The sequence below is a fragment of the Pseudomonas sp. 13B_2.1_Bac1 genome (assembly GCF_025466155.1).
GTDB classification, from domain to species: Bacteria; Pseudomonadota; Gammaproteobacteria; order Pseudomonadales; family Pseudomonadaceae; genus Aquipseudomonas; species Aquipseudomonas aylmerensis.
In genome coordinates this window covers 32,671-57,581 of record NZ_JANLOH010000116.1, presented here as the reverse complement: position 1 = coordinate 57,581, position 24,911 = coordinate 32,671, and the positions used below count along the sequence as shown (strand labels likewise).

Here is a 24,911-nt window from a genome sequence, read left to right as displayed (position 1 = left end):
GCGCCAGCGTGTGTGGGAGCCGGGCTTGCCCGCGATGCAGGCACCTCGGTATGTCAGTCACACCGAGGTGATGCGATCGCCGGCAAGCCAGCGTCTACACCAGCCTGCTCCCACATCTTTGCGGGATCACTGCAGCCAAGGCGGCGGCGGTGGCTCGTCAGGTACTTTGTTCGGTGGCGCATCGTCCGCCGCGCGAATCGCCTGGCGACGCTCTTCATCGAGGCGCGCCGCTTCGATCTCGCGGATCACTCCGCCGACATCCGCCAGCTCTTCCGGTTCGTCGAACTCGCCGGTCAACACACTGGCCGGGTGCAAGGTGCCGGCTTCGTACAGCGCCCACATCTCCTTGGCGTACTTGGTCTTCTTCAGCTCCGGGGCAAAACGGCCGAAGTAGGACGCCATGTTGCCCACGTCACGCTCCAGCATGCTGAACGCGTGGTTGTTGCCCGCCGCATCCACCGCCTGAGGCAGATCGATGATCACCGGCCCGGTTGGCGTGAGCAGTACGTTGAACTCGGACAGGTCACCGTGCACCAGGCCGGTACACAGCATCAGCACGATCTGGGAGATCAGGAAGACGTGGTATTCGCGCGCCTGGTCCGGCTCCAGCACCACGTCGTTCAGACGCGGTGCGGCATCGCCGTACTCGTCGGCGACCAGCTCCATCAACAGCACACCTTCAAGGAAGTCGTACGGCTGGGGCACGCGAACGCCCGCACCGGCCAGGCGGAACAACGCCGCCACTTCAGCGTTCTGCCAGGCATCTTCGGTTTCTTTCTTGCCGAACTTGGAGCCCTTGGCCATGGCCCGGGCCTGCCGGCTGTTACGGACCTTACGGCCTTCCTGGTATTCGGACGCCTGACGAAAACTTCGTTTGTTCGCCTCCTTGTAAACCTTGGCGCAACGCAATTCGTTGCCGCAGCGCACCACATAAACAGCTGCTTCTTTACCACTCATGAGTGGGCGCAGCACTTCGTCGACCAGACCGTCTTCGATCAGGGGTTCAATGCGTTTAGGAGTCTTCATCAGCTTTTATTGTGGGTCCTTTATTACCAAATACGCGTATGGCACTCGTTATACGGCAATCGGCTCGCCGGTGGGAGAGGCTACCGACCTCTGACCCGTCAAGAATGCATCCAATATGCCAATTTTTATCGCAATCAGCGTTCGATGATCGCCGTGACCCCTTGCCCGCCCGCCGCACAGATCGAAATCAGCCCCCTGCCCTTGCCCGCCGCGTCGAGCAACTTGGCCAGATTGGCGACAATGCGCCCGCCCGTGGCGGCAAACGGGTGGCCGGCTGCCAGGGAGCTGCCCTTGACGTTCAGGCGGCTGCGGTCGATGGCGCCCAACGGCGCATCCAGCCCGAGGCGGGTCTTGCAGTAGTCCGCATCCTCCCAGGCCTTGAGCGTGCACAACACTTGGGCAGCGAAGGCTTCGTGGATCTCGTAGTAATCGAAGTCCTGCAGCGTCAGGCCATTCCTCGCCAGCAGGCGCGGTACTGCGTAGACCGGCGCCATCAACAAGCCTTCGGCGCCGTTGACGAAATCCACCGCAGCCGCCTCGCCATCGCGCAAATACGCGAGGATCGGCAAGCCGCGCTCCTGGGCCCAGGCCTCACTGCCCAGCAACACCAGGGACGCACCGTCGGTGAGCGGCGTGGAGTTGCCAGCCGTGAGCGTGCCCTTTTCGCTGCGCTCGAAGGCAGGCTTGAGGGCGGCGAGTTTTTCCAGGGTCAGGTCGGGGCGCAGGTTGTTGTCGCGGGTCAGGCCGAGAAACGGCGTCAGCAAGTCGTTGTGCCAGCCTTCGGCGTAGGCGGCGGCCATTTTCTGGTGACTTTCCAGCGCCAGTTGGTCTTGCTCGGCGCGTGGGATCTGCCATGTCTGCGCCATCAACTCGCAATGCTGGCCCATGGACAAACCAGTGCGCGGTTCGCCATTGCGCGGCAGTTCGGGCTTGAGGTGATGAGGACGAAGTTGTAACAGGAGTTTTAATTTGTCCGCCATGGACTTGCTGCGATTGGCCTGCAGCAGGAGCTTGCGCAGCCCTTCATTCACGCCGATCGGGGCGTCGGACGTAGTGTCGACCCCGCCGGCTATCCCGCATTCGATCTGGCCCAGGGCGATCTTGTTGGCCACCAGCAATGCGGCCTCAAGACCGGTGCCACAGGCCTGTTGAATGTCGTAGGCCGGGGTTTGCGGCGACAGGCGCGAGCCGAGCACGCATTCGCGGGTGAGGTTGAAGTCGCGCGAATGCTTGAGCACCGCACCGGCAGCCACTTCGCCCATGCGCAGGCCGTGCAGGTTGTAGCGCTCGATCAGGCCCTCCAGGGCCGCAGTCAGCATCGCCTGGTTGCTGGCCGTGGCATACGGGCCATTGGAACGGGCGAAAGGAATGCGGTTACCGCCAATGATCGCTACACGGCGCAATTGAGTCATGAAAAGCTCCCTCGGTCTGTTATGGGCTGGCTGCTGTGGGTTGGATAACAGAGCCTAGTCGAACGACTGCTACCCTGGGATGGTCAACCCTTTGAACCCCAGTCTTCGGAGAGCGTTCCATGTCTGACCGTTATATCGACTTCGCCAACTCAAGCCTCGGCCATCGCCTGGTCGCTGCCATTGGCCTGCCGTCACCGGTACGCCTCGAACGCTGGCAAGCCGGGCGCCTGCGCCCGGTAGAAGGGGCATTGTTGCTCGGTGGCGGCGCGCTGGCGGCCAAGGTGCTGCCGTTTGCCAATAAACTCACTGACGCGATCTACAGCTACGGCACCGACGCCTCGACCGCCCCGGCGTGGATTCCCGGCCACGGGCCCAAACTCAAGGCGGTGGTGTTCGACGCCAGCGACTTGCAGCACACCGACCAGCTCAAGCAACTGCGTGAGTTTTTCCAGCCGCTGCTGAAAAACCTGGATAACAGTGCGCACCTGGTGATCCTCGGTCGCGCGCCGGAAAGCCTCGGCGATCCATTTGCCGCCAGCGCCCAGCGTGCCCTCGAAGGCTTCAGCCGCTCACTGGCCAAAGAGTTGCGCAACGGTGGCGTGCTGCAATTGCTCTACGTTGGCGAGGGCGCCGAAGACCAGCTGGAAGGCGCGTTGCGGTTTTTCCTGTCGCCCAAGAGCGCCTACATTTCCGGCCAGGTTATCCGCCTGCAGGCCTGTGACACGCCGGTCGAGGACTGGACGCGCCCACTCGCCGGGCGCAAGGCGCTGGTCACCGGTGCCGCCCGTGGCATTGGTGCGTCCATCGCCGAAACCCTGGCCCGCGACGGGGCCGAGGTGATCCTGCTGGACGTGCCCCAGGCCAAGACCGATCTCGAAGCCCTGGCCGCGCGCCTGGGTGCACGCTCCGTGCTGCTGGATATCTGCGCCGAAGACGCCGCCAGCCAGTTGATCGAACACCTGCCCGACGGCCTCGACATCCTGGTGCACAACGCCGGGATCACCCGCGACAAGACCCTGGCCAACATGACCCCGGAATACTGGGACGCGGTGCTGGCGGTCAACCTGAATGCCCCGCAAGTGCTGACCAAGGCGCTGCTCGACAGCGGCACCCTGCATGACAACGCGCGCGTGGTGCTGCTCGCGTCCATCAGTGGGATCGCCGGCAATCGCGGGCAAACCAATTATGCCGCGAGCAAAGCCGGGTTGATCGGCCTGGCCCAGGCCTGGGCGCCGCTGCTCAAAGAACGGGGGATCAGTATCAACGCCGTGGCCCCAGGCTTTATTGAGACCCAGATGACCGCGCATATTCCGTTCGCCCTGCGTGAGGCCGGGCGCCGTATGAGTTCGCTCGGCCAGGGCGGCTTGCCACAAGACGTCGCCGAAGCCGTCGCCTGGCTTGGCCAGCCGGGCTCCGGAGCGGTCAGCGGGCAAGCGCTGCGGGTGTGTGGGCAAAGTCTATTGGGAGCGTGAGCATGCAATGGCAGACAGTGGGCAGTCCCCCGTTTCTCGCGCCGCTGTACTGGCGCGCCGCGCTCAAGCGCAAGATCACCGGCACTGCGTTGCCCGAGCAGGGCTTGCGCTGCCGGGTCAGTGTCAATCCCAAAGCGGTCGCGGCGTATCGCAAGGTCTGCGGGTTTGCCGACAGCGCAGTGCTGCCGGCGACTTATCCGCACATCCTCGCGTTCGGCTTGCAGATGCAGTTGCTCACGGCCAAATCGTTTCCGTTTCCGCTGCTGGGGTTGATTCACCTGAGCAATCGCATCCGTATTCATCGTCCACTCGGCGGTATCAGCGACCTGTTCATTGGTGTGCATGCGCAAAACCTCAAGCCGCATGCGAAGGGCGCAACGTTTGACCTGGTGACCACCGTCGAGGATTCCCTCGGCCTGCTGTGGGAGGCCGAGAGCCGCATGCTCTGTCGCGGCGTGAAACTGGAAGGCGCAGCGAGCGAAGAGTCTCAATCGCCCCCCACCCAGGTCAGCGAAGTGAGCCGCTGGAAAGCACCGGCCGATATCGGCCGCCGGTATGCGCGGGTGTCCGGCGACTACAACCCGATCCATCTCAGCGCACTCACGGCCAAGCTGTTCGGCTTCCCCCAGGCCATCGCCCACGGACTGTGGAACAAGGCGCACACCCTGGCGGCCTTGGGTGAACACCTGCCGGCCGCGAACATCGAGATAAACGTCGAGTTCAAGAAGCCGGTACGCCTGCCCAGTGAGGTCACCTTATGGGCCAGTGCGGCCGGGTCCAGCGGGGAGTTAGTGTTGAAAGGCGCGGGTGACATTGAACACATGGTGGGCAAATGGCAGCCGATCGCCTGAAAAATCACTGATTAATTGTATATATACATCCTGGGTTATAGCGGACTTTCTCAAGTCCGCTTTTTTATTCAACTCTTTGATTTTTAATACATATATATCTTGATACATCCACCCCTTATACCCTTGGTATTAGTCGCTTAACCGGTACATCCGCGCCGTATATAAATCGTTAATACCAAGTAGAGCATTGTGAGAAAGAGCGCCCGGGCTTGTTATAGCCACACGGACAAACGCATCGCTATCCCAAGAAATAGCGAGTGTTTGAGACAACCAAGGTTGTACAGGTGCAAGGAACTCAATCATGAAAGCTCAAGTAGTGTTTTGGAAAGCAAGTACCGCGCTGGCCCTGGCAGTAGCAATGACGCTCGGCGGCTGCAGCAGCGGTGGTGGTGGGCATCACAGTGGCGGCTCCGCTTCCTCACCGGACGCATCCACTGGCGGTGGCGGTACCGGCGGCGGGGGTACTGGTGGTGGCGGCACAGGAGGTGGCGGTACCGGCACCACCAGCACCCTGGTCACGGCTAACGTGGCCGATACCCTCGGCGATACCGTAACCGGCCTCGGCGGCACTGTCGGCAGCCTCGGTACCACACTCGGCAACCTGCCGATCGTGGGGGCTACCGCAGGTGGCCTGGTGACCTCTGTCGGCACCGCTGTCGGCAGCATCGGCACGGGCGTTTCGGATGGCCTGGGCACACTGGGTACCGACAGCAATGCACTGGGCAAAACCGTGGCCGGCGTGGCCAACGGGGTCGCTGATCTCGGCACCGGTGTCTCCACGACCGGTCAAAATGTGGCGACACTGCTGGGGCAAGTGCCCGTTGTCAGCGGTGCCGCCCCCGTAGTCGGCAATGTAGTGGGCAAGGTCGGCAACGCCGTGACCATGCTCGGCGACACACTCAGCACAGCGAGCACCACCGGCCCACTGGGCTCGGTCACCAACACCGTCGGCGCGAAAGTACTGGTGCCCGTGGTGTCCCTGGTGGAAAAAACCACCGGCAAAGTCGGCACCACCACAGGCCTGGATGCCCCTGTCGGCGGCCTGCTGCAAAAAGTCGGCGATACCGTTGACGGCCTGGGCGATAAAGTCGCCGATGCCGGCGGCACCGGCAACCCTGTCACTGGCGCTGTGGGCAATGTGCTCAATGGCGTGGGCACCGTGGTCGGTAAAGCCAGCGGCTATGTCGACCCGGCTGCCGACAGCAGTGGCGGCAGTGGCGGCGGCAGTGGCGGCGGCACGGGTGGTGGCAGTGGCGGTGGCACCGGGCAACTGGGCCTGGCGGAACTCATCGGTGGTGTGATCGCAGGCGCCGGCAGCGGCCTGGATGCAGGCAGCAGCAATGGCGTGGTCAGCGCGACCGGCGTCACTGGCGTCAAAACGGGCGGTACCGTGGCATCGCTGGGTACCCTGCTGGGTGGCAGCGGCACACCGAACACTGCGGCAGGCGCACCGGTTGCTGCCCTCACCAATCAGGTCGGCGGCGCCCTGAACCCTATCACCAGCGGCGTTACCAGCCTGACCCAAAACGTCGGCAACGCCACCGGTCTGGGGGCTCCCGTCAACGGCCTGGTGACCAATGTCGGCGGCGCCGTCAGCAGCCTGGGCGGCAAAATCAGCGGCACTAACGCCAACCCGGTCACCAACGCCTTGGGCGGTACCGTGAGCGCAGTAGGCGGCACCGTGGCCTCGATCGGCGGCCTGGTGACCGGCGGCACCAACACCGGCGGTGGTTTGCTCGGCGGTGGCCTGAACCTGGGAGCCGGCGCATCCGCCTCCGCAGGTGCAGGTGCCAGTGCAAATGGGGGTCTGCTGGGCGGCCTGATCGGTGGCCTTACCGGCAAAAAATAGAATTGCACCTGGCCGATTAGACGGCCTCACCTACAGCGCCTACGCTTGGTTGAGACGAGAGACCCCAATAAGTCTCTCGTCTTTTTTTATGGGTCAATGATCGATCCCTGAAAACACCCGAACCGCGCCCCCAGAGCCCGGCGGGACCCTGCAATACGCTGCTGCAGTTTTGACCATGGAGTGTCCTATGCGCGCTTTGACGCCGTTGTTATTGCTCACCCTCAGTGCTTACGCCCACGCCGATACCCTACCCAGCTTCCTCAATAGCAACGACACCATTCGCAACCTGCCCGTGCCCAACCTGCCCGCCGATGCGTATCGACCGGCGACCCCGCAGACCCAGTTGCCCACCCCCGCTGCCACCGCAGCGCAACCCCTGCTGATGGACACCAAGGTGACCATTCGCAAGCTGCAGATCGACGGCGGCACGGTCTACCCGCTGAAGGAAGTCGCCCAGGCCTTCGAACCCCTGATCGGCCATGAAACCAACCTGGCGCAATTGATCGAAGCCACCCGCAGCATCACCCGTCGCTACCAGCAAGACGGCTATTTGCTGTCCTACGCCTTCCTGCCGGAACAACGCTTTGAAAACGGCCTGGTGCACGTGGTGCTGGTCGAGGGTTATATCCGCGATTACGACCTGCAAGGCGACATCGGCTCGGTGTCGTCCTACGTCGACAAACTCGCGGAAAAACTCAAGGCTGAACGCCCGCTCACCCGCAAGACCTTCGAGCGCTACACCACGCTGATGAGCGCCATCCCCGGGGTGACTCTGCAGGCGCAGGTGCCGCCGCCCGGCACCACCGATGGCGGCACCCATATGCAAATCACCGCCAGCCGCAAACCGTTCACCACCAGCATGAGCCTGAACGAGGCCAGCCGTGGCGGTACGCAAGCGCTGCTGACGGCCACCAGCAATTCGTGGACATCCATGGGGGAACAACTGAGCCTCAGCGGGCTGTTCCCACCGGGCGACGACAAAGAGCATTACTACCGTGCGGCCTACAGCCAGTTCATCAATGCCGAGGGCACGCAGTTGGTGTTGTCGGGCGAGCGCTACCGCGCCGACCCACGCACCAGCCTGCAATTGGGCGACGGCTTCGAACTCAAGCCGCACCAGGAAATCGACCGCTACTCCATCGGCTTCAGCCACCCCGTGATCGCCTCGCCCAACGAGTCGCTGAGCCTCGGCGCCCGCTACTACGCGGTCGACCAGACCACTCGCTACAAACTCGAAGGTTTCCCCCAGCGCCTGGAGCTGCAAACCGACCTACGCGCCTTGGCGTTCGAAGGTGATTGGCGCAAGGCCGATACCACGCAACTGCGCATCCTCAGCGCGGGCCTGTACCAAGGCATCAACGGCATGGGCGCCAAGACCCGCAGTGACTTCGGCGGCCTCAAGCCGGACCTCGACTTCTTCCGCCTGCGCCTGTCCGGCGTGCAGAGCAACAAGCTCTTCGATAACTGGCAAGGCGTGCTGTCCGGCGCGCTCTACTGGAGTGATGACACCCTGCCCGACAGCGAGCGCGCCACCTTCGGTGGACAGAACTTCGCCCGTGGCTACCCCGATGACCAGGGCTCGGGCGACAAAGGGTGGGGCGTGGCGTATGAGGTCAACTACAGCTACAACCGCGCCGGCGAATGGGTGCGCATCCTGCAGCCTTATGTGGTGTTCGACCGCGCCAAGACCTGGTTCAACGACCTGCCGATCAAGGGCAACAACATGTCATCGGCCGCCGTCGGCCTGCGCTTCGGTGACGCCAAGTACTACAACATCTCCCTGGAAGCGGCCAAGCCGATGTCGGAAGTGGCGCTGGACAACTTTGATCGGCGTCCGCGCTACACGTTGAGCTTCAGCTACCAACTCTGAACCTCGCACTGCGCCCACCTACCGGGTGGGCGCGACTAGCCGCGCGGGCGATCTCACCGACGTCAGCGCCGGCAAGGCGACCACTACTCAGTGGATTTCTTTGCGAGAGGGAACAGGTTGTTCAAGGTATCGATCAACCGCACCAGGTAGATCGGCTTGCGGAACAGGTCGAGCACTTGCAGGCGCAGCATGTCGCTGACGTCGTCCATCTCGGCATGGCCCGACATGACAATCACCGGCAGGTGCGAGCGTGAGGTGTGTTCGCGCAGACGCTTGATCAAGGAAATGCCACTTTCCTCGGGCATGCGCAGGTCAGTGATGACCAGGGCAATGTCAGGGTGGAGTGTCAATTCTTGCAGGGCGAAGGTGACAGAGTTGGCGGTAAAACAGACAAATCCCTCGTTACCGAGGGACTCGGCAAGTTCGATCAGGGCGTCTTCTTCATCGTCCACCAATAAGATTTGTTGGCGACCCGAAGAAGATGCGCTCATGACCGTACCTGCCCGTGGATTAAGGGGGTGGCTTTACACTTTAACTCAGGTCACCGTGGTCATCTTGTTGGCAATACCGTTGAACACCGAGGCGATCTTGGTGCCCAGCCCCGAGCCTGCACCGACAATAACAATCGCCACCAGCGCCACGATAATGGCGTATTCAATACCTGACGCACCCTCTTTGCGTTTGAAGAATAGTTGTGTCTGAACATAGAACTTCAACATCAGGTCAAGGAACATAAGACTTCTCCCTAAGAACGCCACTGAAAGCCGAAGGGCTCTAGATCCAGATAATCACGGCGTGCCACTAGAGCATTGTCAACAAACCCCAGGCTCACAACTGTAATAACGCATTAATCAGAAAGTATTAGTCACAACGTTGGCGCCATAAACCCGCCGTTCAAAAGGCAACGCCTTGGCGTGCAGATAAATTTTCTGTCAGGTAATGGCATTTCGTCCTAGCTGAGCTACCTTCAAATAGCCAAATCGTTAGTTGTTCATCACAGCCAGGTTGCGAATTAACTCGATTGGATTAACGAGTGTGTAATGCAACGGGAAAGGGAGAGCCGTCATGAACAGTCGTATCAGCATGGTCCTGGCCGGCTTGTTGCTGATCGGGGCATTGATTGCAGGGTACTGGGGACTGGTACTGAGTCGCTCGCCGGAGCCCGTCACGGCACCCACCGCACCTGTCGTTTCCGTGGAAAAAACCGTCGCTGCCGTCGAAGACCAGAACCGCACCCCCGTCGTGGTATTGGTGCATGACGTCCCTGCTTTCGTACCACTGACCGCTGCTGACCTGGCCGTGGAAAAACTGCGCACCGTACCCGCCGGCAGCCTGACGCAACTGGACCAGGCGATCGGACGCACACCGCTGCGCATGCTGGCTGCGGGCACCTGGCTCAACGAAGAAAGCTTCAACGCCGGCGGCCCGCTGGCCCGCATGATTCGCCCAGATGAGCGGGCGCTGGCCGTCGCGGTGGATGAAGTCATCGGCGTCGCCGGCCAGTTGAGCCCAGGCGACTACGTGGATGTGCTGCTGTTCCTGCGCCAGGACAACAGCAATACCGAGCCGTCAGCCCAAATCGTACTGCCGGCCATGCGCCTGCTTAGCGTCGGTGATCAACTGGGCCTGGCCAATGACGGCACGCCTGCGGTACCACCACCGGCCACGCCTGAAGAACGCGCCCAGGCCGCACAACGCCGCGCCGGTGCCCGCACCGTAGTGCTGGCTGTGCCGGAAGCCTTATTGAGTCGCCTGATGCTCGCGGCCCAGGCCGGCACCCTGCGCCTGGCCGTGCGCAGCGCCGACGAACAGCTGCTCAGTCGCTACTGGGCCGGCGAAAGCGACGCACCGGACAAACTGGAAAGTGCCAACCGCGACCTCTATCAATTCACCCAACTGGCTCTGATCGGCCCGCCCAAGCGGGTAGCCACAGTCGCCGGCGAGCCCGGCGCACGTCGTGGCATTGAAGTGATCCGCGGTGCCCAAGCAGCCCCACAAACCCCGTGATTGAGCAAGGATGCCTTGAATGAGCCATCGCTACACTGCCATGTTCACGCACCTCGCCTGGACCCTGATGCTGTCGAGCCTGCCGGCGGGCATGGCCTTCGCGGCGCCGGGTAATTGCAGCGCCCTGGGCCAGTTGCCCGCCGTGGTCGAGGTGGGAGAAGGCCTGCAACAGGAACTGCAATCGCCGGTGGCAATAACCCGCCTGGCGATTGGCGACCCGAAGATCGCCGATGTGCGCGTCAACGGCGACCGTAACTTCCTGCTGACCGGCGTCGGTGTCGGCGCGACCAGCCTGATGGTGTGGACCGCCTGCGCCAGCGCGCCGCGCCAGAGCATGGTGTTCGTCAAGGGCAAGGCCACCTCGGCGCTGACCAGCTTGTCGCTGTCACCTTCCGAGGACCCGCTGCTGCCCAGCCAGGTGCAGACCGACATTCGCTTTGTCGAGGTCAGCCGTACCAAGCTCAAGGAAGCCAGTACCTCGTTGTTCGGCCAAGGTGGCAATTTCCTGTTCGGCAGCCCGGGCAATGGCACGATCCCCTCCGTCTCCGCCAACAGCTTTCGCGGACAGGCAGTGAACAATGGCTTTTTCAACATCGGCTTCGGTGGCGGGCGGATCTCGGCGATGATCAACGCCCTCGAACAGAGCGGCTTCGCCTATACCCTGTCGCGTCCCAGCCTGGTAGCCCTGAGCGGGCAGAGCGCAACCTTCCTGGCCGGCGGCGAAGTGCCCATTCCGGTGCCCAGCAGCGGCAGCGACAGTATCTCCATCGAGTACAAGGAGTTCGGCATCCGCCTGACCCTGACCCCCACGGTGATCGACCGCAATCGGATCACCCTCAAGGTCGCGCCGGAGGTCAGCGAACTCGACTACAGCAACGCCGTGCAGATCCAGGGAATCCAGGTGCCCGCCCTGACCGTGCGTCGAACCGACACCAGCGTGTCCCTGGCCGATGGCGAAAGCTTCGTGATCAGCGGCCTGATCAGCAGCACCAACCGCTCCACCATCAGCAAGTTTCCAGGCCTGGGTGACATCCCGATCCTCGGCGCGTTTTTCCGCGATTCCAACATCAGCCGCGAAGAAAAAGAGCTGCTGATGATCGTCACGCCGCACCTGGTCCAGCCGCTGGCCGCCAATGCGCAACTGCCTTCCCTGCCCGGCGAGAAACTGCGCACCTACGACCCGAACTGGTACCGCCTGTTCTTCCTGGAAAACGGCAACTTCGATCGTCGCAGTGGACTTTCCCAATGAGCGATAGCCTGAGCCAGACATTTCTGGCAATTACCCGTAACACCACCGACCTGGAATGGCTCCAGGGCGCCCTCGCGCCCCTTGGCCAAGTGGTCAGTGCCGGCGGTGGCAGCCTGGATGAGTTGCTCGCGCTGGTCGACGTGACCTTCGCCAACCTGGTGTTCGTCGGCCTCGACCGTGAAAACGTGGTGGCCCAAAGTGCGCTGATCGAAGGGGCACTGGAGGCCAAGCCGATGCTCGCGGTGGTCGCCCTCGGTGATGGCATGGACAACCAACTGGTACTCAATGCCATGCGGGCCGGCGCACGCGATTTCGTCGCCTATGGCTCGCGCTCCAGTGAAGTCGCAGGCCTGGTGCGGCGCCTGAGCAAGCGCCTGCCGCCGGTGACTTCCAGTGCGCAGTTGGGCGGCCTCACCGTGCTGTTTGGCACCCAGAGCAACGCCGATGGGGCGATGCTGGCGACGCACCTGGCGCTGGTGGTGCAAAAAAGCGGGCAACAGACCCTGCTGCTCGACCTGGGCCTGCCACGCAGTGACAGCCTGGCGCTGCTGGGGCTGGAAAGCACGTTCAACTTTGGCGATGCATTGCGGCACCTGCGCCGTCTCGATACCACCTTGATCAACAGCGCCTTCACTTCAGCCCTGTATGGCCTGCGCATCCTGGCCTATGCCACCGGTGACGAACCGCTAAAACTGACCAGCGCCGCCGAGCTGTACATGCTGCTCAGCGCGTTGCGCCAACACTTCCAGCACATCGTCGTGAACATTACCGGGCAACCGGACAGCGAGGCGCTGCGAACCTTTGTCAGCCACTGCGACAAACTGCTGTGGTGCACTGACCAGAGCGTACTCGACTGCCGGCGCAACCTGGCGGTGCTCAACCGCTGGCGCGACAAAGGCATGAAACTCGAGCACGCCAAGCTGGTGGTCGACCGCTATATCAAATCCTGTGCACCCGACACCGAAGCCCTGGAAAAAAGCTTCGGCCTTGAGTGCATCGCCGTCCTGCCGCTGAGCGCCGAACTGCGCCTGAACGTCAAGAACCAGGGCCAGACCCTGTTCGCCCTGGCCCCACGTGAACCCCTGACCCAAGCCGTACGGACCTTGGGCGAACGCCTGGCGAAACGCTCCGAGGGCCTTGAAAAACCCTCGATGCGCTGGTTTGAACGCTTCCTGGGGTCGGGACGATGACCAGCGAAAAACTCTTCGGCGGCCCGGCCCGCAGCGTCAGCGGCAACAGCGACCATGATGGCCTGAAGCTGGTGCTGCACCGCTACATCATTGACGCCATCGAGGAGTCAGGCAAAAACCTGCTCGAAGGCACGCGCCAGTCGCTGGCGCAGTTTGTCACCGACAAAGTCTCCGAATACATCACGCGCATGCGCCTGGCGATCTCGCGCTATGAAATGGAACGCCTGGCCGAAGAAATCGTTGACGAACTCACCGGTTTCGGCCCGCTGGAAGTGCTGCTGCGCGATCCCTCGGTGACCGAGATTCTGGTCAACGGGCCGCACCGGGTGTTTATCGAGCGCGACGGCCTGCTGCATCAGAGCGACCTGCGCTTTATCGACGATCACCACGTCGAGCGCGTGATGCAGCGGATTCTCGCGCCGCTGGGACGGCGCCTGGATGAGTCGTCGCCGATGGTGGATGCGCGCCTGCCGGACGGCAGCCGGGTCAACGCGATCATCCCGCCGATTGCCTTGGACGGGCCGTGCCTGTCGATTCGAAAATTTCGCAAGGACATGCTCAAGAGCAGCGACCTGGTCGCGATGCAGACCATCGACCAGAGCATTTTCGAGTTCTTTCAGGAGGCCGTCGGCAAGCGTTGCAACATTCTCATCAGCGGCGGTACCGGCACCGGCAAGACTACGCTGCTGAATATCCTCAGCCAGTTGATCAACCCGCACGAGCGCCTGGTGACCATCGAGGACGTCGCCGAGCTGCAACTGGGTCATCCCCATGTGGTGCGCCTGGAAACCCGGCCGCCAAACGCCGAAGGCCATGGTGAAGTGCGGTCCAGTGACCTGATCCGCAACGCCCTGCGGATGCGCCCGGACCGCATCATCCTCGGCGAAATCCGAGGCGTGGAAGTGCTCGATGTGATGACGGCGATGAACACCGGCCACGACGGTTCCATGAGCACCGTACACGCCAACAATGCCCAGGATGCCCTGCTGCGCCTGGAAACCCTGGTGGGCCTGACCGGCCGGGTGATCGCGGAAAAAACCCTGCGCCAGATGATTTGCGCCGCCCTGGACGTGGTGATTCAACTGACACGCATGCCCGATGGCCGCCGCTGCGTTAGCGAAGTCGTCGAGGTGGTGGGCGTGCGCGACGACGTGTACGTCACCAATACCCTGTTCCGGCTGGACCGGCGCACCGGCTTCGGTTTCCTGCGCGAAGCCATCAACCCGGCCGGTGACAAACTGCGCCGCGAATCGGCCTTGCCGTTATAGGGGGCGCCTGATGACCGGACCTATGCTGCTGCTTTTTTGCCTGCTGCTGATTGGGCTGTCGCTCTGGCAGTTTCAGCACGGCCTGCGCAAGGCCCAGACTGACCGCGTGCTGGAGCGCCTCGGTGACGGCCAACCCGAAGCCCGCGAAGAACCCACTCGCTGGTCCGGCCTTGAGCGCATGTTTCTGCGCGCGGGGCTGGGCAAGCCGACTGATCGCCTGGGCCTGTGGCTCAGCGCTTGGATCGTCGGCGCGTTGTTCGGCTACCTGATCGCCGACGGGCTGGGCCTGGCGGTGATGGTGCTGGGCCCGCCCATTCTGTTGCGCGCCTACATCAGCTGGCGTTACCAGCGGCGGGTGCAACGTATGGTCGAACAGTTGCCACAGTTGCTGGACCACAGCGTACGCAGCCTGAAATCCGGCAGGACCCTGGCCGACGCCGTATTGGGCGGTATCGAGAATATTGATAACCCGCTCAAGGAGGCCATGGGCCGTGTGCAGCGCAACGTGCGCATGGGCGTGAGCCTGCCGGACTCGGCGAGTGACTTTGCCGAATTCTACGAACAGGATGAATTTCGCCTGTTCGCCCTGGGCCTGAAGGTCAACCATCGCTACGGCGGCAACGCCAGCGAACTGCTGGAAAACCTGATCAAGATGATTCGCGAGCGTGAACAGGGCGCCCGCCAACTCAAGGCCATGACCGGTGAAACCCGCATGACCGCGTACCTGCTGGGTGGCTTGCCCATTTTGCTGGTGAGTTACTTCATGCTGGTCAACCCTGGCTACCTGTTGACCATGTGGAACGACGACACCGGGCGCACCCTGCTGTTCGTCGCCCTCGCGATGGACCTGACAGGCACCTTCGCCATGTGGCGCATGCTGAGGAGTGTCTGAGATGGTGCTTCTGGCTGGCGCCTTGATGTTCCTTGCCGCCCTGGTGCTGGTGGGTGGCCAGGTTCTTGAGCATCGCCGGCGCGATCGCCGCGTCTCCGAACGGTTGCAGGGGCGGACCGGCAGCGATGACAAAATCGGCGCGTTCATGCGCCAACTCGGCGGCAGCAGCCTGGCCCAGCGCTCGGTCAGCCTGGACAATGAAACCCAGGTGCTGCTCAACCGGGTCGGTTGGCGCAAAGCCAGCCAGCGCTCGCTGTTCGCAGCCTTCCAGGTCGGCGTGCCGATTGTATTAATGGGCCTGACCTTTCTCGGCCAGGAGCTGTTTTTCCCGCAGGCCGCCCCTGTGTGGATTGCCCCCGCGGTTGCCTTGGGCATCGGCTACCTGCTGCCCAAGCGGGTACTCGCTGCGGCCGCCAAATACCGCCAGCAGCGGATCGCCAGAGAGATCGCCACCTTCATTCCACTGCTGCGCATCCTGTTCGAATCGGGCATGGCGGTTGAACAGTCTCTGCGCGTGCTGGGTAACGACGCGCAGCGCTTACTGCCAAGCCTCACCCACGAGCTGCGCCTGATCCTGGCCCGGGTCGATTCCGGCCTGGAACTGGGCGAAGAACTGGGCAAGACCGCCCGGCTGCTTGAAGTGGACGAGTTCACCGACACCTGCATCATCCTTCAGCAATTGATCCAGCAAGGCGGCGGCGCGATGAAATCCCTGCTGGCGCTCAAGCAATTGCTGGATGACCGCCGGCTGACCCGCCTGCAGGAATACATTTCGAAGATGTCGGCAAAAATGTCGGTGGTGATGATGGTGTTTCTGTTTCCAGCCTTGCTGATCGTGCTCGGCGGCCCCGCCTTTATCGGCATCGCCCGCGCCTTGAGCCACTTTTGAGGAAGTCCTGATGAAAGTACTGATCGCCGGCCTGGCCCTGTTGATGCTCGGTGGATGCGCCACCAACGGTCAATCGCCCTGGGCGGCGTTGACCACACCCGGCAGTTGCAGCAAGCCCAGCGCCGACCAGGAACTGGCGTTGAACCTGTCCGATGACCTCGCCAACGAAGGCAAGCTGCACGCCAGCCTGGCCAACCTGCAGAACCTGCCGGACACCTTGCCCCAGGTGCGCCAGCGCAAGGCGCGTAACTACCGTTTGTTGGGCCGCAGCGAGGCAGAGCCGTTGTACCGCAGCCTGCTCGGCACCTGCATGACGGCCGAGGGCGAGCACGGCCTGGGACAACTGGCCGCCGCCAAGGGTGACAACGGCCAGGCGATGGCCCACCTGCAAAGGGCTGCACGCCTGGCACCTACCGACGAAAAAATCCGCAATGACCTGGGGGTGGTGTACCTCAACCAATTGCGTCTGGAAGACGCGCGCTTCGAGTTCATGACGGCCATCGAACTCAAGCAGGGCGAACCGTTGGCGGCCGTGAACCTGGTGACCCTGCTGATCTATCAGGATGACTGGGGGCAAGCCGCCAAAGTGGTCAGCCAGTTGGGCCTGAGCCCCGAACAGGTCACCGAGGCCCAGGCTCGCGCGGTGAAACTCAAGGAGTCCAGCGCGGCAGCACGCAACGTCGCGGCAGTCAGTGATGCGCTGCCGGTGACCATCAAATAAGGAGTCGACGATGAAAGCCTATTACCTGGTTTACCTGGCGGTGCTGCCGCTGAGCGCGGTGGCCATTCCACCCGGCCCTTCGTCTCCACAGCAGGCAGAGACGGAAAACTGGATGACGCTGCAGATCAATGGCCGAGCCGCCTCGCCGACGCCGCAAAAGACCACGCCCACCGAAAGGGAGCAGGCCATGCAGCGTTGGCTCGACAGCAACAAGCATCCGATTCCGGAGTTCTTCGAAGCGTCATCCAAAGGCGGGAAGAGTCAATAACGCTGCGCGCGTCAGTGGGCCGTCACCCGCTGGCGCATTGCCGAATTGTTCGGCGACAACGCCAATGCCAGTTGGGTGCGGTTATGCATATGGGTCAGGCGCAAGACCTGGGACACATACAGCTTGACCGTGTTTTCGGTGATGCCCAGCTCGCAGGCAATCTGATAGTTGGTCTGGCCCTTGCCCACCAGCCGCGCCACGTCCAGCTGACGGGGCGAGAGCTGATTGAAGATGGTCGGGATTTCCACCGGCCCGGCCTCTTCGGCTGACTCGCCATCGTCGGACAGCCCTGCATTCGGGCTGCGACGTACCTTGTCGAGGTCCTGGTACAAGTCATTGATCGACTCGGAAAGGTACTGCAGCTTCTGGTTCAGGTGCCCCAGTTGCAGCTCTTTTTGCCGCTCCTCCAACGCCGCTTCCTGGCGTTGCAGGCCTTCGAGCAATTCATCGAGGTTGATCGGCTTCTGGTAGTAATCCGAGATGCCTGCGCGCAGGGCCTTGATCACGTCCTGCTTGTCGGCACGCCCGGTGAGCATGATCGCTTCGAACGCGCGCTGCTTGCCGGCGACCTTTTGCATGGCCTGGACCAGCTCGATGCCATCCATGTCGGGCATGTGCAGATCACACAGCACCAGGCCGATCTCGGCGTCTTCGCTGAAACGCTTCAAGGCGTGGCGGCTGGACTCACACGGGACACAACGATAACCACTGTTTTCGAGAAATTCGCAGAGCTCTTCCACGATCAGCGGCTGATCGTCGACCACGAGCACTTTTACTGCCGATGTGAGCTTGTTCACGCGCTACTCCATGCCTGGAAAGCCAATAGATTGACCTATCCCTTTCGACGAAGAATCCTATACATCTACTCAATAAACGTAGACCTACTTTATGACTATGTACATAGCGATAGAGGCGTTGTGCGACTAATGGATCCAAAATAAATACAGCGCAAAACCTGTCAATAAAAACGGTGCAAAAGGCTGTTTTGTTGACGCCTCCACACCCGGTTTCGCATGGCCCGCGCTAACCCATTGATGGATAAGCAGCCACGCGCCCAGGACGGGCGCAGCGCCGATCAGCGACCACAACAAAGGGTCCACCGTGGTGGCCATTCCCAACGCGGCCAACAGCTTTACATCGCCCGCGCCAAAGCGTCCCAGCACATAGCCCGGCAGGCCCAACAACAGCGCCAGGGCAAACGCCCAGCCACCCTCCTTCGCCGGCGCACCCAGCCAGGTGACACCCGTCCAGCTCAAATAAAGTAAGGCCAGCAGCCCAACCCCCAAGGTCAACCCATTGGCGATCTGTCGCTGACGCATATCCTGCACCGCACAGAGCCCCAGCCAGAGCACTATCACCACGCCATGGATCACGTAAAAAACATCCCTTTTTGCTGATTGATTCTATGCTGATATCAGGTAGTAGCCGTCAGGGTAGACGCAGTCATGAAAACAGGCCTCCCCAGAAAGCAAAAAGGTGCTGCGGCGATCGAGTTCGCCCTGGTCTTCGGGATCTTCTTTGCCGTGTTTTATGGGTTGGTCAGCTATAGCCTGCCGCTGTTATTGATGCAGTCATTCAACCAGGCCGCAGCCGAGGGTGTGCGCCAGGCCATGTCGATAGACCCGGTCGCGGCCGGAACCGCCTACCCGACGCAGGTCACCCAACGCGCGAAAGATACCGTCGCCGCGCAATTGAGCTGGATCCCCGCAAGCTTCCAGTTCCAGCCCTCCTTCGTCAGTGCCACCTACACCGGCACCACGCTGACCGTCGCGATCACCTACCCCAGTGCCAACCTCAACTCGGTATTCCCGGCGCTGGTGATCCCCGGCATAGGCAACGTACCGAGCCTGCCGACCAACCTGACGGCCAGTTCGAGTATCCAGTTTTGACCGCGGGGGATAACCTTTTCGGGCGCCTGTCGGGCCGCACCCGCCCGCAGGTTCTCGAGCCGCAAGCGGTGCCGGCTGCCGGGCTGCATGTGCGACTGGATCACCAAGGCCGTGTCGTCAGCCTCAGCGGCACGCTGCGCCAGCAATTGGCTGCGCAGGGCGTGGCCGAAGCCCGGCCATTATTGCGAGACCTGCTGTGTGCCGGCAGCGCGCTGAGCGTCGAAGGCCACCCCGCCGACTGGCAACGTCAAAACCTCGACCTGGATTTCCAGGGCATTGGGCAGGTGCTGCACACCCGCGGCTGGGTCGAGCCAGAGGGTGACGGCTGGATCCTGCGCTTGCTCGACATCGGTGACTTGCTGACCGGCAGGCAACAGGCCGGGCAGCGCGAGCAGAACCACCAACTGGCTGGCCGCATGAGCGAGCAGTTGCGCGTCTGCAGCCTGGGTCGCTTGCCCGACGTGGTCACCGAGCAGCTGCGCAACCTGGCACAGCATTGGCGAATCCCCTGTGTTGCCCTGGCAGTGCCCGATGACGACGAGCGGGGTTGGCGGATCTACAGCCAATACACCGCCCATGACGCACCGGCCTTGTGGCAAACCGGCCAGCACCTCGGCACCGGCCTGGACGGCGTCAACGGCAACATACCGCTGCGCCTGGCCGAGGCACGCAATGATCACCCGCGCCTGCTCAGCCTCTTCGGCCATGCCGACGGGTTGCTGGTGCCGTATCGCGACGCCGAGGGCGTTGCCGCCTGGCTGCTTTGCGGTTGCTACATCGGCGAGCCACAGACCCGCGAACGCGACTGGCTGGACCTTGCCGCCGCCCTCGCCGCGCCGTTGCTCAGCCGCCTGCGCGAACAGCGCGACCACCAACAACTGGAACGCATGGAAGCCCTGCAAGGCCTGCTCGGCACCGGTTGGTGGGAACTGCTGCCCGCCACCGAGGAAATCCAACTCGCCCCGAGCCTGTTGCGCAGCCTCGGCCAGGAAGACGGCGCGACGCGCCAGGCGCTGGGCCTGTGGCTGGAGCTGATTCATCCCGCCGATCGCCAGGAGCTCAACAGCCGCCTGCAGGATTTGCAGGCCCTGGGCAAACCCCTGCTGACCAGCGTCCGCCTGCAACGCACCGACGGCGACCAGCCGCTCTGGTATCGCGTGCAGGGCCAGGTACTGGGCGCGGGCGACAGTCGACGCTGGATCGGCTTCATGCTCGACATCAGCGACATCAAGAACCAGCAACTGCAAGCCGCCGCCGCCCATGCGCGCCTGGACAACGTGATCGCGAGTTCACCGGCGGTGATCTATGTACAGCGCTACGTCGGCGGCGCGTTGCACCCCGCCTTCTTCAGCGACAGCCTGCTGCCCGTGCTGGGCTGGACCCTGGACGATTGCAGCCATGACAGCCTGGCCGCACTGATCCACCCCGAAGACCGCGACCTGTACTTTGATCGCACCCGCCAACTGCTGCGCGACGGCAATGTGCGCAGTCGCTACCGGGTGCGTGACAAGCAGGGTGCCTATCATTGGCTGCTCGACGAGGCCAAGTTGCTGCGCGATGACCTGGGCCTGCCGGTAGAAGCCGTCGGGCTGTGGCTCGACGTGACCGAGGCGACCCTGGCCGCCGAGCAGATCAAGCAGAGCGAAGAACGCTATCGCATCCTGGTGGAAGACTCGCCGGCGATGATCTGCCGCTATCGCCCGGACTTGACCCTGACCTTCGGCAACACGCCACTGGCCAACTACCTGGAGTGCCGGCCAGAGCAACTGCCGGGGCTTCACCTCGGAGATTGGTTGTCGGACGAGCAGCGCCAGGCATTTATCCAGCGCATCCGCCAACTGACTCCGGAATTCCCGGTGAGCACGGCTGAAATCAGCCTGCAACTGCCGGGTCGTGAACATGCCTGGTGGGTGTGGTCCGACCGTGGTGTGTTCGATGAGCAAGGCGTATTGGTGGAAGTGCAGGCCGTTGGCCGCGATAACACTGAGGTACGTCGCTCCCAGCAACAACTGACCCAGAGCGCGAAGATGGCCACCCTCGGGGAAATGGCCACGGGCCTGGCCCACGAGATCAACCAGCCGCTGAATGTGATGCGCATGGCCATCGTCAATGTGCTCAAGCGCCTGGGCAACGGCGACGCGCAGATCGACTACCTGACGGAAAAGCTCCAGCGCATCGATGCCCAGGTCCAACGCGCGGCGCGTGTGGTGGACCATATGCGCGTGTTTGGCCGCCGCTCGGAAATCGAACAGCAGCCCTTCGACCCCTCCCAGGCCGTGGAGGGCACACTGTCGCTGCTCGGCGAAGGGCTGCGCGGCAAGGGCGTGGACCTGCGCGTCACCCCGGCGGACTTCAGCGTGCAGGTCAAAGGCTACGCCGACCAGCTTGAGCAGGTGCTGATCAACCTGATGGTCAACGCCCGTGATGCGCTGCTGGGCAAACGTGAAAAGGATCCGCAGTTCCGCCCGTGGATCGCCGTGCACTGCGAGCACGACAGCCGGAACGTACGCATTTGGGTCGAGGACAACGGCGGCGGCATCGATCCACGCTTGCTGGAGCGGATTTTCGAGCCGTTTTTTACCACCAAGCCCATTGGCGTCGGCACGGGGTTGGGGCTGTCGGTGAGCTATGGGATTGTGGAAAACATGGGCGGACGGTTGAGCGTCACCAATGGCGAGCAAGGGGCGCGGTTTTGTGTGGAATTGCCGGTGGTTCAGCCAGGTTAGATCACCAGGTATGCGCGGCCCATGTGGCAGGTGAGGTTGGCGCCGACTTCGGCGTTGCCCAGGCTGATGCCGAGGGCCGAGAGCAGCGTGTTTACGATGGGGTCGAGGACTGGTGCCAATACGGTCTGGACCAGACTGATCACCGAACTCACGATGCTCGCCAGGGCAGTGGTGACCGTGCCGTTCGCCGCACCGGGCGTGCTGCCGCTGGGTGGCACATAGGTAACCTGCAAGCCGCTCAAGGTCGCCCCCAGGCTATTGATTATATTGGCGGTGCCGGGAGCGTTTTGGTAAGTCGGCGTCGCGTTCATTTCGGCCACCGGTAAAAACACCATCGAGTTGGTTTGCGCAGCCACCGTGGACAGCGCCATTAAATTCAGGCCTCCGCCTACACCGGCGGTACGCGGGCCGCAGAGCAGGGTCAGGACCACGCAATAGCGCTCGCCAAAATCGATCAGCCTGATGGGTTGCACGCTGACCGGTGCCTTTGAGGAAAACGCCGCAACCGGGTCAACATAGCCCACACCCAGGGTCGCGAGTGAGGTGGTGGTCTTCACCGTCAACGACTTGGTAGCCGGCGTGGTGCAGGTGAAGTCCGTCACGTAGCTTTGCGCGCTGGCCGCCTCAATGTAGATGGACAAGGACTGAGTGATATCGACGTCAGTGACATTACACGCCACCAGGCACAACACGCCCCCGACCACTGCCGGTAGATTCAGATTCAGCAGCCCGCCGACAACCTTGGATACCGGTGTCGTCAGCCCGCTCAAAATCGAGGAAACCCCGGAGACCACCTTGAGTATCGGCGCCTGCACAACCACCAATGTCCTGACTTGCGCGGTGCGCACAAAAATCTGATTGGTAGGGGGGGTGTTGGCCAGCCCGGCCTTCGCCAGCACGGGATTGCCAATCGCCGACATTTGCGGAGGCTGGATCACTTGGGTCTGAATCGAGACGCTCCCCACGACGGGAATGTTCACCTGCGTAGCCACGCTGACGGCGGTCTTGCTATTGGACAGTTGCGCTACCGTCTCCAGCAATTGAAACAGCTGCACGCTGGAATTCAACGCGGCCGCCGGCGTACCGGTCGCCACATTCAGCAGGCTGCCGACTGTCAGCACCTTGCTATTGGGGGCGATGGCCTTGATTGATAGCACGTCGTTGACGACCGACTGGACCGCCGAGCCATTCTGCTGCAGCACCATCACCGCGGCATTGATCAGGTCGGTGGCGGACACGGCGGTGTTTAGCAACGTGGTGTAGTCACCCGCCGTCACGCCCAGGTTGATCGCCAACTGGTTGAGGTAACTCAACAGGTTCACATTGGTTTGAAGGATGCCATTCCAGCCGGCTGCGGTGATCGACAAGCTGCCACCGAGCAGATTCCCGATGACCAGGTTCAATAGCGGCGACTTCGTCGAATCCACCGACACCAGGCTGCTGCGGATCGTCAGCTGTGCCACCGGCGGTGCATACGCGGCCACGGCGGTCGCGCTCAAGGTCATCTGGGTGGACACCGGCACGCCGCTGAACATGTTCCAGAGACCACTGGCGATGCTGGTCACCACGCTGCGCGTGGCGATCACCCGCACGGCATCGTTTTTTGTGGGGTCGGCGGTAAACACGCGGACATTGCTGGCATTGGTCACCAGCGAGCCGCAGGTAACTGCCAAGCCACGACTGGTATCGCCCGCAACCACGGTGAAAGCATTGCGGGTGGCGTTCTGCACCGCGTAGTCATTGGCGGTAGTCGAGGGCGTGCACAGGCCGCCACGGCCGGCGGCTTCCAGGGCGGCGGTGTCGGCGATGGACTGCAGCCGGCGCTTTTCCATATACAAGCGGCCGCTGTCCACTGCCAGCAGCATGAACACCAAGGCTACCGCCAGGGTACCCGCCGCCATCAAGCCAATTGCACCACGCTGCCGGGAACCAAGTCGGGGAGACATCAGGCACTCCTTAGCGCTTACTCTCCGTAGTTGGTTTGAAGTGTAGACAAGGCTTGGAGGGTGCGCTGGCCCGGCGCCACCCGGGTGACTAACGGGAATTCACCGGCTGCAGCAGGCCTCATGTGGGAGCAAGCCTGCTCCCGCATGAGGTAGGTGGTGGTTTTTAGTGAGGGGGATAGCTGGAAAGGACGCGATTGACCGTGGTACGGATGGCTTTGTCGCGGTCCTGCGGGTTTGGGGAAGTGGCCATCATTTGCTCGTCACTGCCGCGCCACACCAGCTTGCCGTCCTTGCCGTCGAGCAGGTCGATCTGGATGGTGGCGACTTTGTAAGTCACGTTGCGGGTTTCGTTGTACATCGGCCCGCCCCAGTAGCCATTCCAGGGGCCACCCCAGGCGCCGCCGTAGTTGGTGGTGACTTGCTGCTGGCGGTCCTCGACGATGAGATAGGCCTGCACGCTCAAGTCAGCCTTGGTGCCTGCCGCAGCCGGGCGCAGGCCGCGCTGGTCGAGTTGCTCACCCACCGCCTGGCGAATGCGTTGCTCGGTAAGGTCGCTCTTGATCCGTGGATCATCCGGGCGGTATTGCAACGCCGGGTCTTTCCAGGCCCAGCTGCGGTAGGCGCCGAAGTCCCGGCTGGCATCAAAATCGTGGTTGACCTGGGTACTCTGGCAACCGCCCAGCAGCACAACAAACGCGAGCGTAGCGATACGACGAAACATGGTTGTTCTCCAAAGAGCGACCTGCACTTGAAATGAGAATAGCTGTTAACTCGGAGGATAGGCCGTCATTGCCTTCTGCACCGCCTGGCGCAAGGCATCCCCGCGCTCACTGAGGCTTCCCTGGCTGCCCGTTTCCGCGCTGGCACTCCACACCGGCTGGCCCGTGCGGGCATCGAACAGATTGACGCGAACCACCACCACCTGGACTTCATAGGTGCGCACGATCGGCACGGAGTTGTACATGCCGTAACCATTGCCATAGCGGTTGTAGCCGCCGTAACCATAGCCGTAGTCATCCTGGACTTGCTTGAGGCGCTTCTCCAGGCGCACATCGGCGCTCACGAACAGGTCCGCCGGACGGCTGTCGTGCAAGGGCCGCAGGCCGCGCTGGTCAAGGGCACCGCTGACCGCCTCGGCAATTTGCGCCGAATCCGCCCAGGCTGTGCCGGCCGGCAGTTGGCCGTTGCGCCAGGCCCAATTGCGGTAGGCGCCATAGTCACGCACCGGCGCCGGGTAGGCGCTGGCATCGAAGGTGTTGGCTGCCTGCGCGGGGGCGGGCGGGATCGGCGCTGAAGCAGCCACATAAGGATTGGGACTGGAACAGGCGCCCAGCCCAAGGGACAACAGGATCAAACAGAGACGACGCATTTCGACCTCCGCAGACT

General features: G+C 62.6%; 23 protein-coding genes. 14 read left to right on the top strand and 9 right to left on the bottom strand.

Annotated elements, in window-relative coordinates; translation table 11 throughout:
• Positions 1–126: 126 nt before the first annotated feature.
• Positions 127–1,026, bottom strand: a complete 900-nt coding sequence (locus NTD80_RS31120) for a PA4780 family RIO1-like protein kinase (protein WP_262135936.1) — start codon at positions 1,024–1,026, stop codon at positions 127–129.
• Positions 1,027–1,160: 134 nt separating this feature from the next.
• The gene (locus tag NTD80_RS31115; RefSeq protein WP_106805259.1) at positions 1,161–2,438 is read right to left on the bottom strand and encodes an acetyl-CoA C-acetyltransferase; all 1,278 of its coding nucleotides are present in this window, start codon (positions 2,436–2,438) and stop codon (positions 1,161–1,163) included.
• A 119-nt stretch (positions 2,439–2,557) separates the two neighbouring features.
• On the opposite strand from NTD80_RS31115, the gene NTD80_RS31110 reads away from it, so the two are divergent.
• The 4 genes from NTD80_RS31110 (at position 2,558) to NTD80_RS31095 (ending at position 8,480) form a co-directional block, all read left to right on the top strand.
• Positions 2,558–3,910: a 3-oxoacyl-ACP reductase gene (locus NTD80_RS31110; RefSeq protein WP_262135935.1), complete on the top strand. Its 1,353-nt coding sequence runs from the start codon at positions 2,558–2,560 to the stop codon at positions 3,908–3,910.
• A 2-nt stretch (positions 3,911–3,912) separates the two neighbouring features.
• A complete protein-coding gene (locus NTD80_RS31105) occupies positions 3,913–4,761 on the top strand; it encodes a MaoC family dehydratase (protein ID WP_262135934.1) in 849 nt (282 codons plus the stop codon).
• 301 nt (positions 4,762–5,062) lie between these two features.
• Positions 5,063–6,610 (top strand): collagen-like triple helix repeat-containing protein, encoded by a 1,548-nt coding sequence (locus NTD80_RS31100; RefSeq protein ID WP_262135933.1) that lies wholly within the window; start codon positions 5,063–5,065, stop codon positions 6,608–6,610.
• Positions 6,611–6,797: 187 nt separating this feature from the next.
• Positions 6,798–8,480, top strand: a complete 1,683-nt coding sequence (locus NTD80_RS31095; RefSeq protein WP_262135932.1) for a ShlB/FhaC/HecB family hemolysin secretion/activation protein — start codon at positions 6,798–6,800, stop codon at positions 8,478–8,480.
• Positions 8,481–8,563: 83 nt separating this feature from the next.
• On the opposite strand, the gene NTD80_RS31090 is transcribed toward NTD80_RS31095, so the two are convergent.
• Together NTD80_RS31090 and NTD80_RS31085 are read right to left on the bottom strand one after the other, a co-directional pair.
• Positions 8,564–8,971, bottom strand: coding sequence for a response regulator (locus NTD80_RS31090; RefSeq protein WP_065900341.1), 408 nt, complete (start codon positions 8,969–8,971; stop codon positions 8,564–8,566).
• 45 nt (positions 8,972–9,016) lie between these two features.
• Positions 9,017–9,214, bottom strand: a complete 198-nt coding sequence (locus tag NTD80_RS31085; RefSeq protein ID WP_065900340.1) for a Flp family type IVb pilin — start codon at positions 9,212–9,214, stop codon at positions 9,017–9,019.
• Between the two features lie 331 nt (positions 9,215–9,545).
• Between NTD80_RS31085 and cpaB the strand changes: the two genes are divergently transcribed.
• The 8 genes from cpaB to NTD80_RS31045 are packed head-to-tail and all read left to right on the top strand — an operon-like array spanning position 9,546 to position 16,964.
• Positions 9,546–10,487 carry a Flp pilus assembly protein CpaB gene (cpaB, locus tag NTD80_RS31080; RefSeq protein ID WP_262135931.1) on the top strand — a complete coding sequence of 314 codons (942 nt, stop codon included), beginning with the start codon at positions 9,546–9,548 and terminating at the stop codon, positions 10,485–10,487.
• 19 nt (positions 10,488–10,506) lie between these two features.
• Complete coding sequence (locus tag NTD80_RS31075; RefSeq protein WP_262135930.1) at positions 10,507–11,736, top strand: type II and III secretion system protein family protein; 1,230 nt, start codon at positions 10,507–10,509, stop codon at positions 11,734–11,736.
• Entirely contained in the window at positions 11,733–12,926 is a 1,194-nt protein-coding gene (locus NTD80_RS31070; protein WP_262135929.1) for a pilus assembly protein, read from the top strand. Before NTD80_RS31075 ends, NTD80_RS31070 begins: the two co-directional genes overlap by 4 nt.
• Positions 12,923–14,194, top strand: a complete 1,272-nt coding sequence (locus tag NTD80_RS31065) for a CpaF family protein (RefSeq protein ID WP_065900334.1) — start codon at positions 12,923–12,925, stop codon at positions 14,192–14,194. Before NTD80_RS31070 ends, NTD80_RS31065 begins: the two co-directional genes overlap by 4 nt.
• A gap of 10 nt (positions 14,195–14,204) precedes the next feature.
• Positions 14,205–15,086 carry a type II secretion system F family protein gene (locus NTD80_RS31060; RefSeq protein WP_262135928.1) on the top strand — a complete coding sequence of 294 codons (882 nt, stop codon included), beginning with the start codon at positions 14,205–14,207 and terminating at the stop codon, positions 15,084–15,086.
• A 1-nt stretch (position 15,087) separates the two neighbouring features.
• Positions 15,088–15,975: a type II secretion system F family protein gene (locus tag NTD80_RS31055; protein WP_065900332.1), complete on the top strand. Its 888-nt coding sequence runs from the start codon at positions 15,088–15,090 to the stop codon at positions 15,973–15,975.
• Positions 15,976–15,985: 10 nt separating this feature from the next.
• Positions 15,986–16,696 carry a tetratricopeptide repeat protein gene (locus NTD80_RS31050; RefSeq protein WP_065900331.1) on the top strand — a complete coding sequence of 237 codons (711 nt, stop codon included), beginning with the start codon at positions 15,986–15,988 and terminating at the stop codon, positions 16,694–16,696.
• Positions 16,697–16,706: 10 nt separating this feature from the next.
• The gene (locus NTD80_RS31045) at positions 16,707–16,964 is read left to right on the top strand and encodes a DUF3613 domain-containing protein (protein WP_262135927.1); all 258 of its coding nucleotides are present in this window, start codon (positions 16,707–16,709) and stop codon (positions 16,962–16,964) included.
• An 11-nt stretch (positions 16,965–16,975) separates the two neighbouring features.
• Here NTD80_RS31045 and NTD80_RS31040 read toward each other — a convergent pair whose 3' ends face one another.
• Both NTD80_RS31040 and NTD80_RS31035 read right to left on the bottom strand, forming a co-directional pair.
• A complete protein-coding gene (locus NTD80_RS31040; RefSeq protein WP_065900327.1) occupies positions 16,976–17,761 on the bottom strand; it encodes a response regulator transcription factor in 786 nt (261 codons plus the stop codon).
• Between the two features lie 126 nt (positions 17,762–17,887).
• Positions 17,888–18,337 carry a prepilin peptidase gene (locus NTD80_RS31035; RefSeq protein ID WP_065900324.1) on the bottom strand — a complete coding sequence of 150 codons (450 nt, stop codon included), beginning with the start codon at positions 18,335–18,337 and terminating at the stop codon, positions 17,888–17,890.
• A gap of 72 nt (positions 18,338–18,409) precedes the next feature.
• On the opposite strand from NTD80_RS31035, the gene NTD80_RS31030 reads away from it, so the two are divergent.
• Positions 18,410–18,853 (top strand): TadE/TadG family type IV pilus assembly protein, encoded by a 444-nt coding sequence (locus NTD80_RS31030; RefSeq protein WP_120447545.1) that lies wholly within the window; start codon positions 18,410–18,412, stop codon positions 18,851–18,853.
• On the top strand, positions 18,850–21,579 hold the full coding sequence (locus NTD80_RS31025; protein WP_262135926.1) for a PAS domain-containing sensor histidine kinase: 2,730 nt from the start codon (positions 18,850–18,852) through the stop codon (positions 21,577–21,579). The genes NTD80_RS31030 and NTD80_RS31025 overlap by 4 nt, the downstream gene beginning before the upstream one ends.
• On the opposite strand, the gene NTD80_RS31020 is transcribed toward NTD80_RS31025, so the two are convergent.
• The 3 genes from NTD80_RS31020 to NTD80_RS31010 all read right to left on the bottom strand — a co-directional run bounded on the left by NTD80_RS31020 (position 21,576) and on the right by NTD80_RS31010 (position 24,894).
• Positions 21,576–23,525 (bottom strand): pilus assembly protein TadG-related protein, encoded by a 1,950-nt coding sequence (locus NTD80_RS31020; RefSeq protein ID WP_262135925.1) that lies wholly within the window; start codon positions 23,523–23,525, stop codon positions 21,576–21,578. The genes NTD80_RS31025 and NTD80_RS31020 overlap by 4 nt on opposite strands.
• 163 nt (positions 23,526–23,688) lie before the next feature.
• A complete protein-coding gene (locus tag NTD80_RS31015) occupies positions 23,689–24,246 on the bottom strand; it encodes a DUF4136 domain-containing protein (RefSeq protein WP_262135924.1) in 558 nt (185 codons plus the stop codon).
• 45 nt (positions 24,247–24,291) lie between these two features.
• Positions 24,292–24,894, bottom strand: coding sequence for a DUF4136 domain-containing protein (locus tag NTD80_RS31010; protein WP_065900305.1), 603 nt, complete (start codon positions 24,892–24,894; stop codon positions 24,292–24,294).
• Between the last annotated feature and the right edge of the window lie 17 nt (positions 24,895–24,911).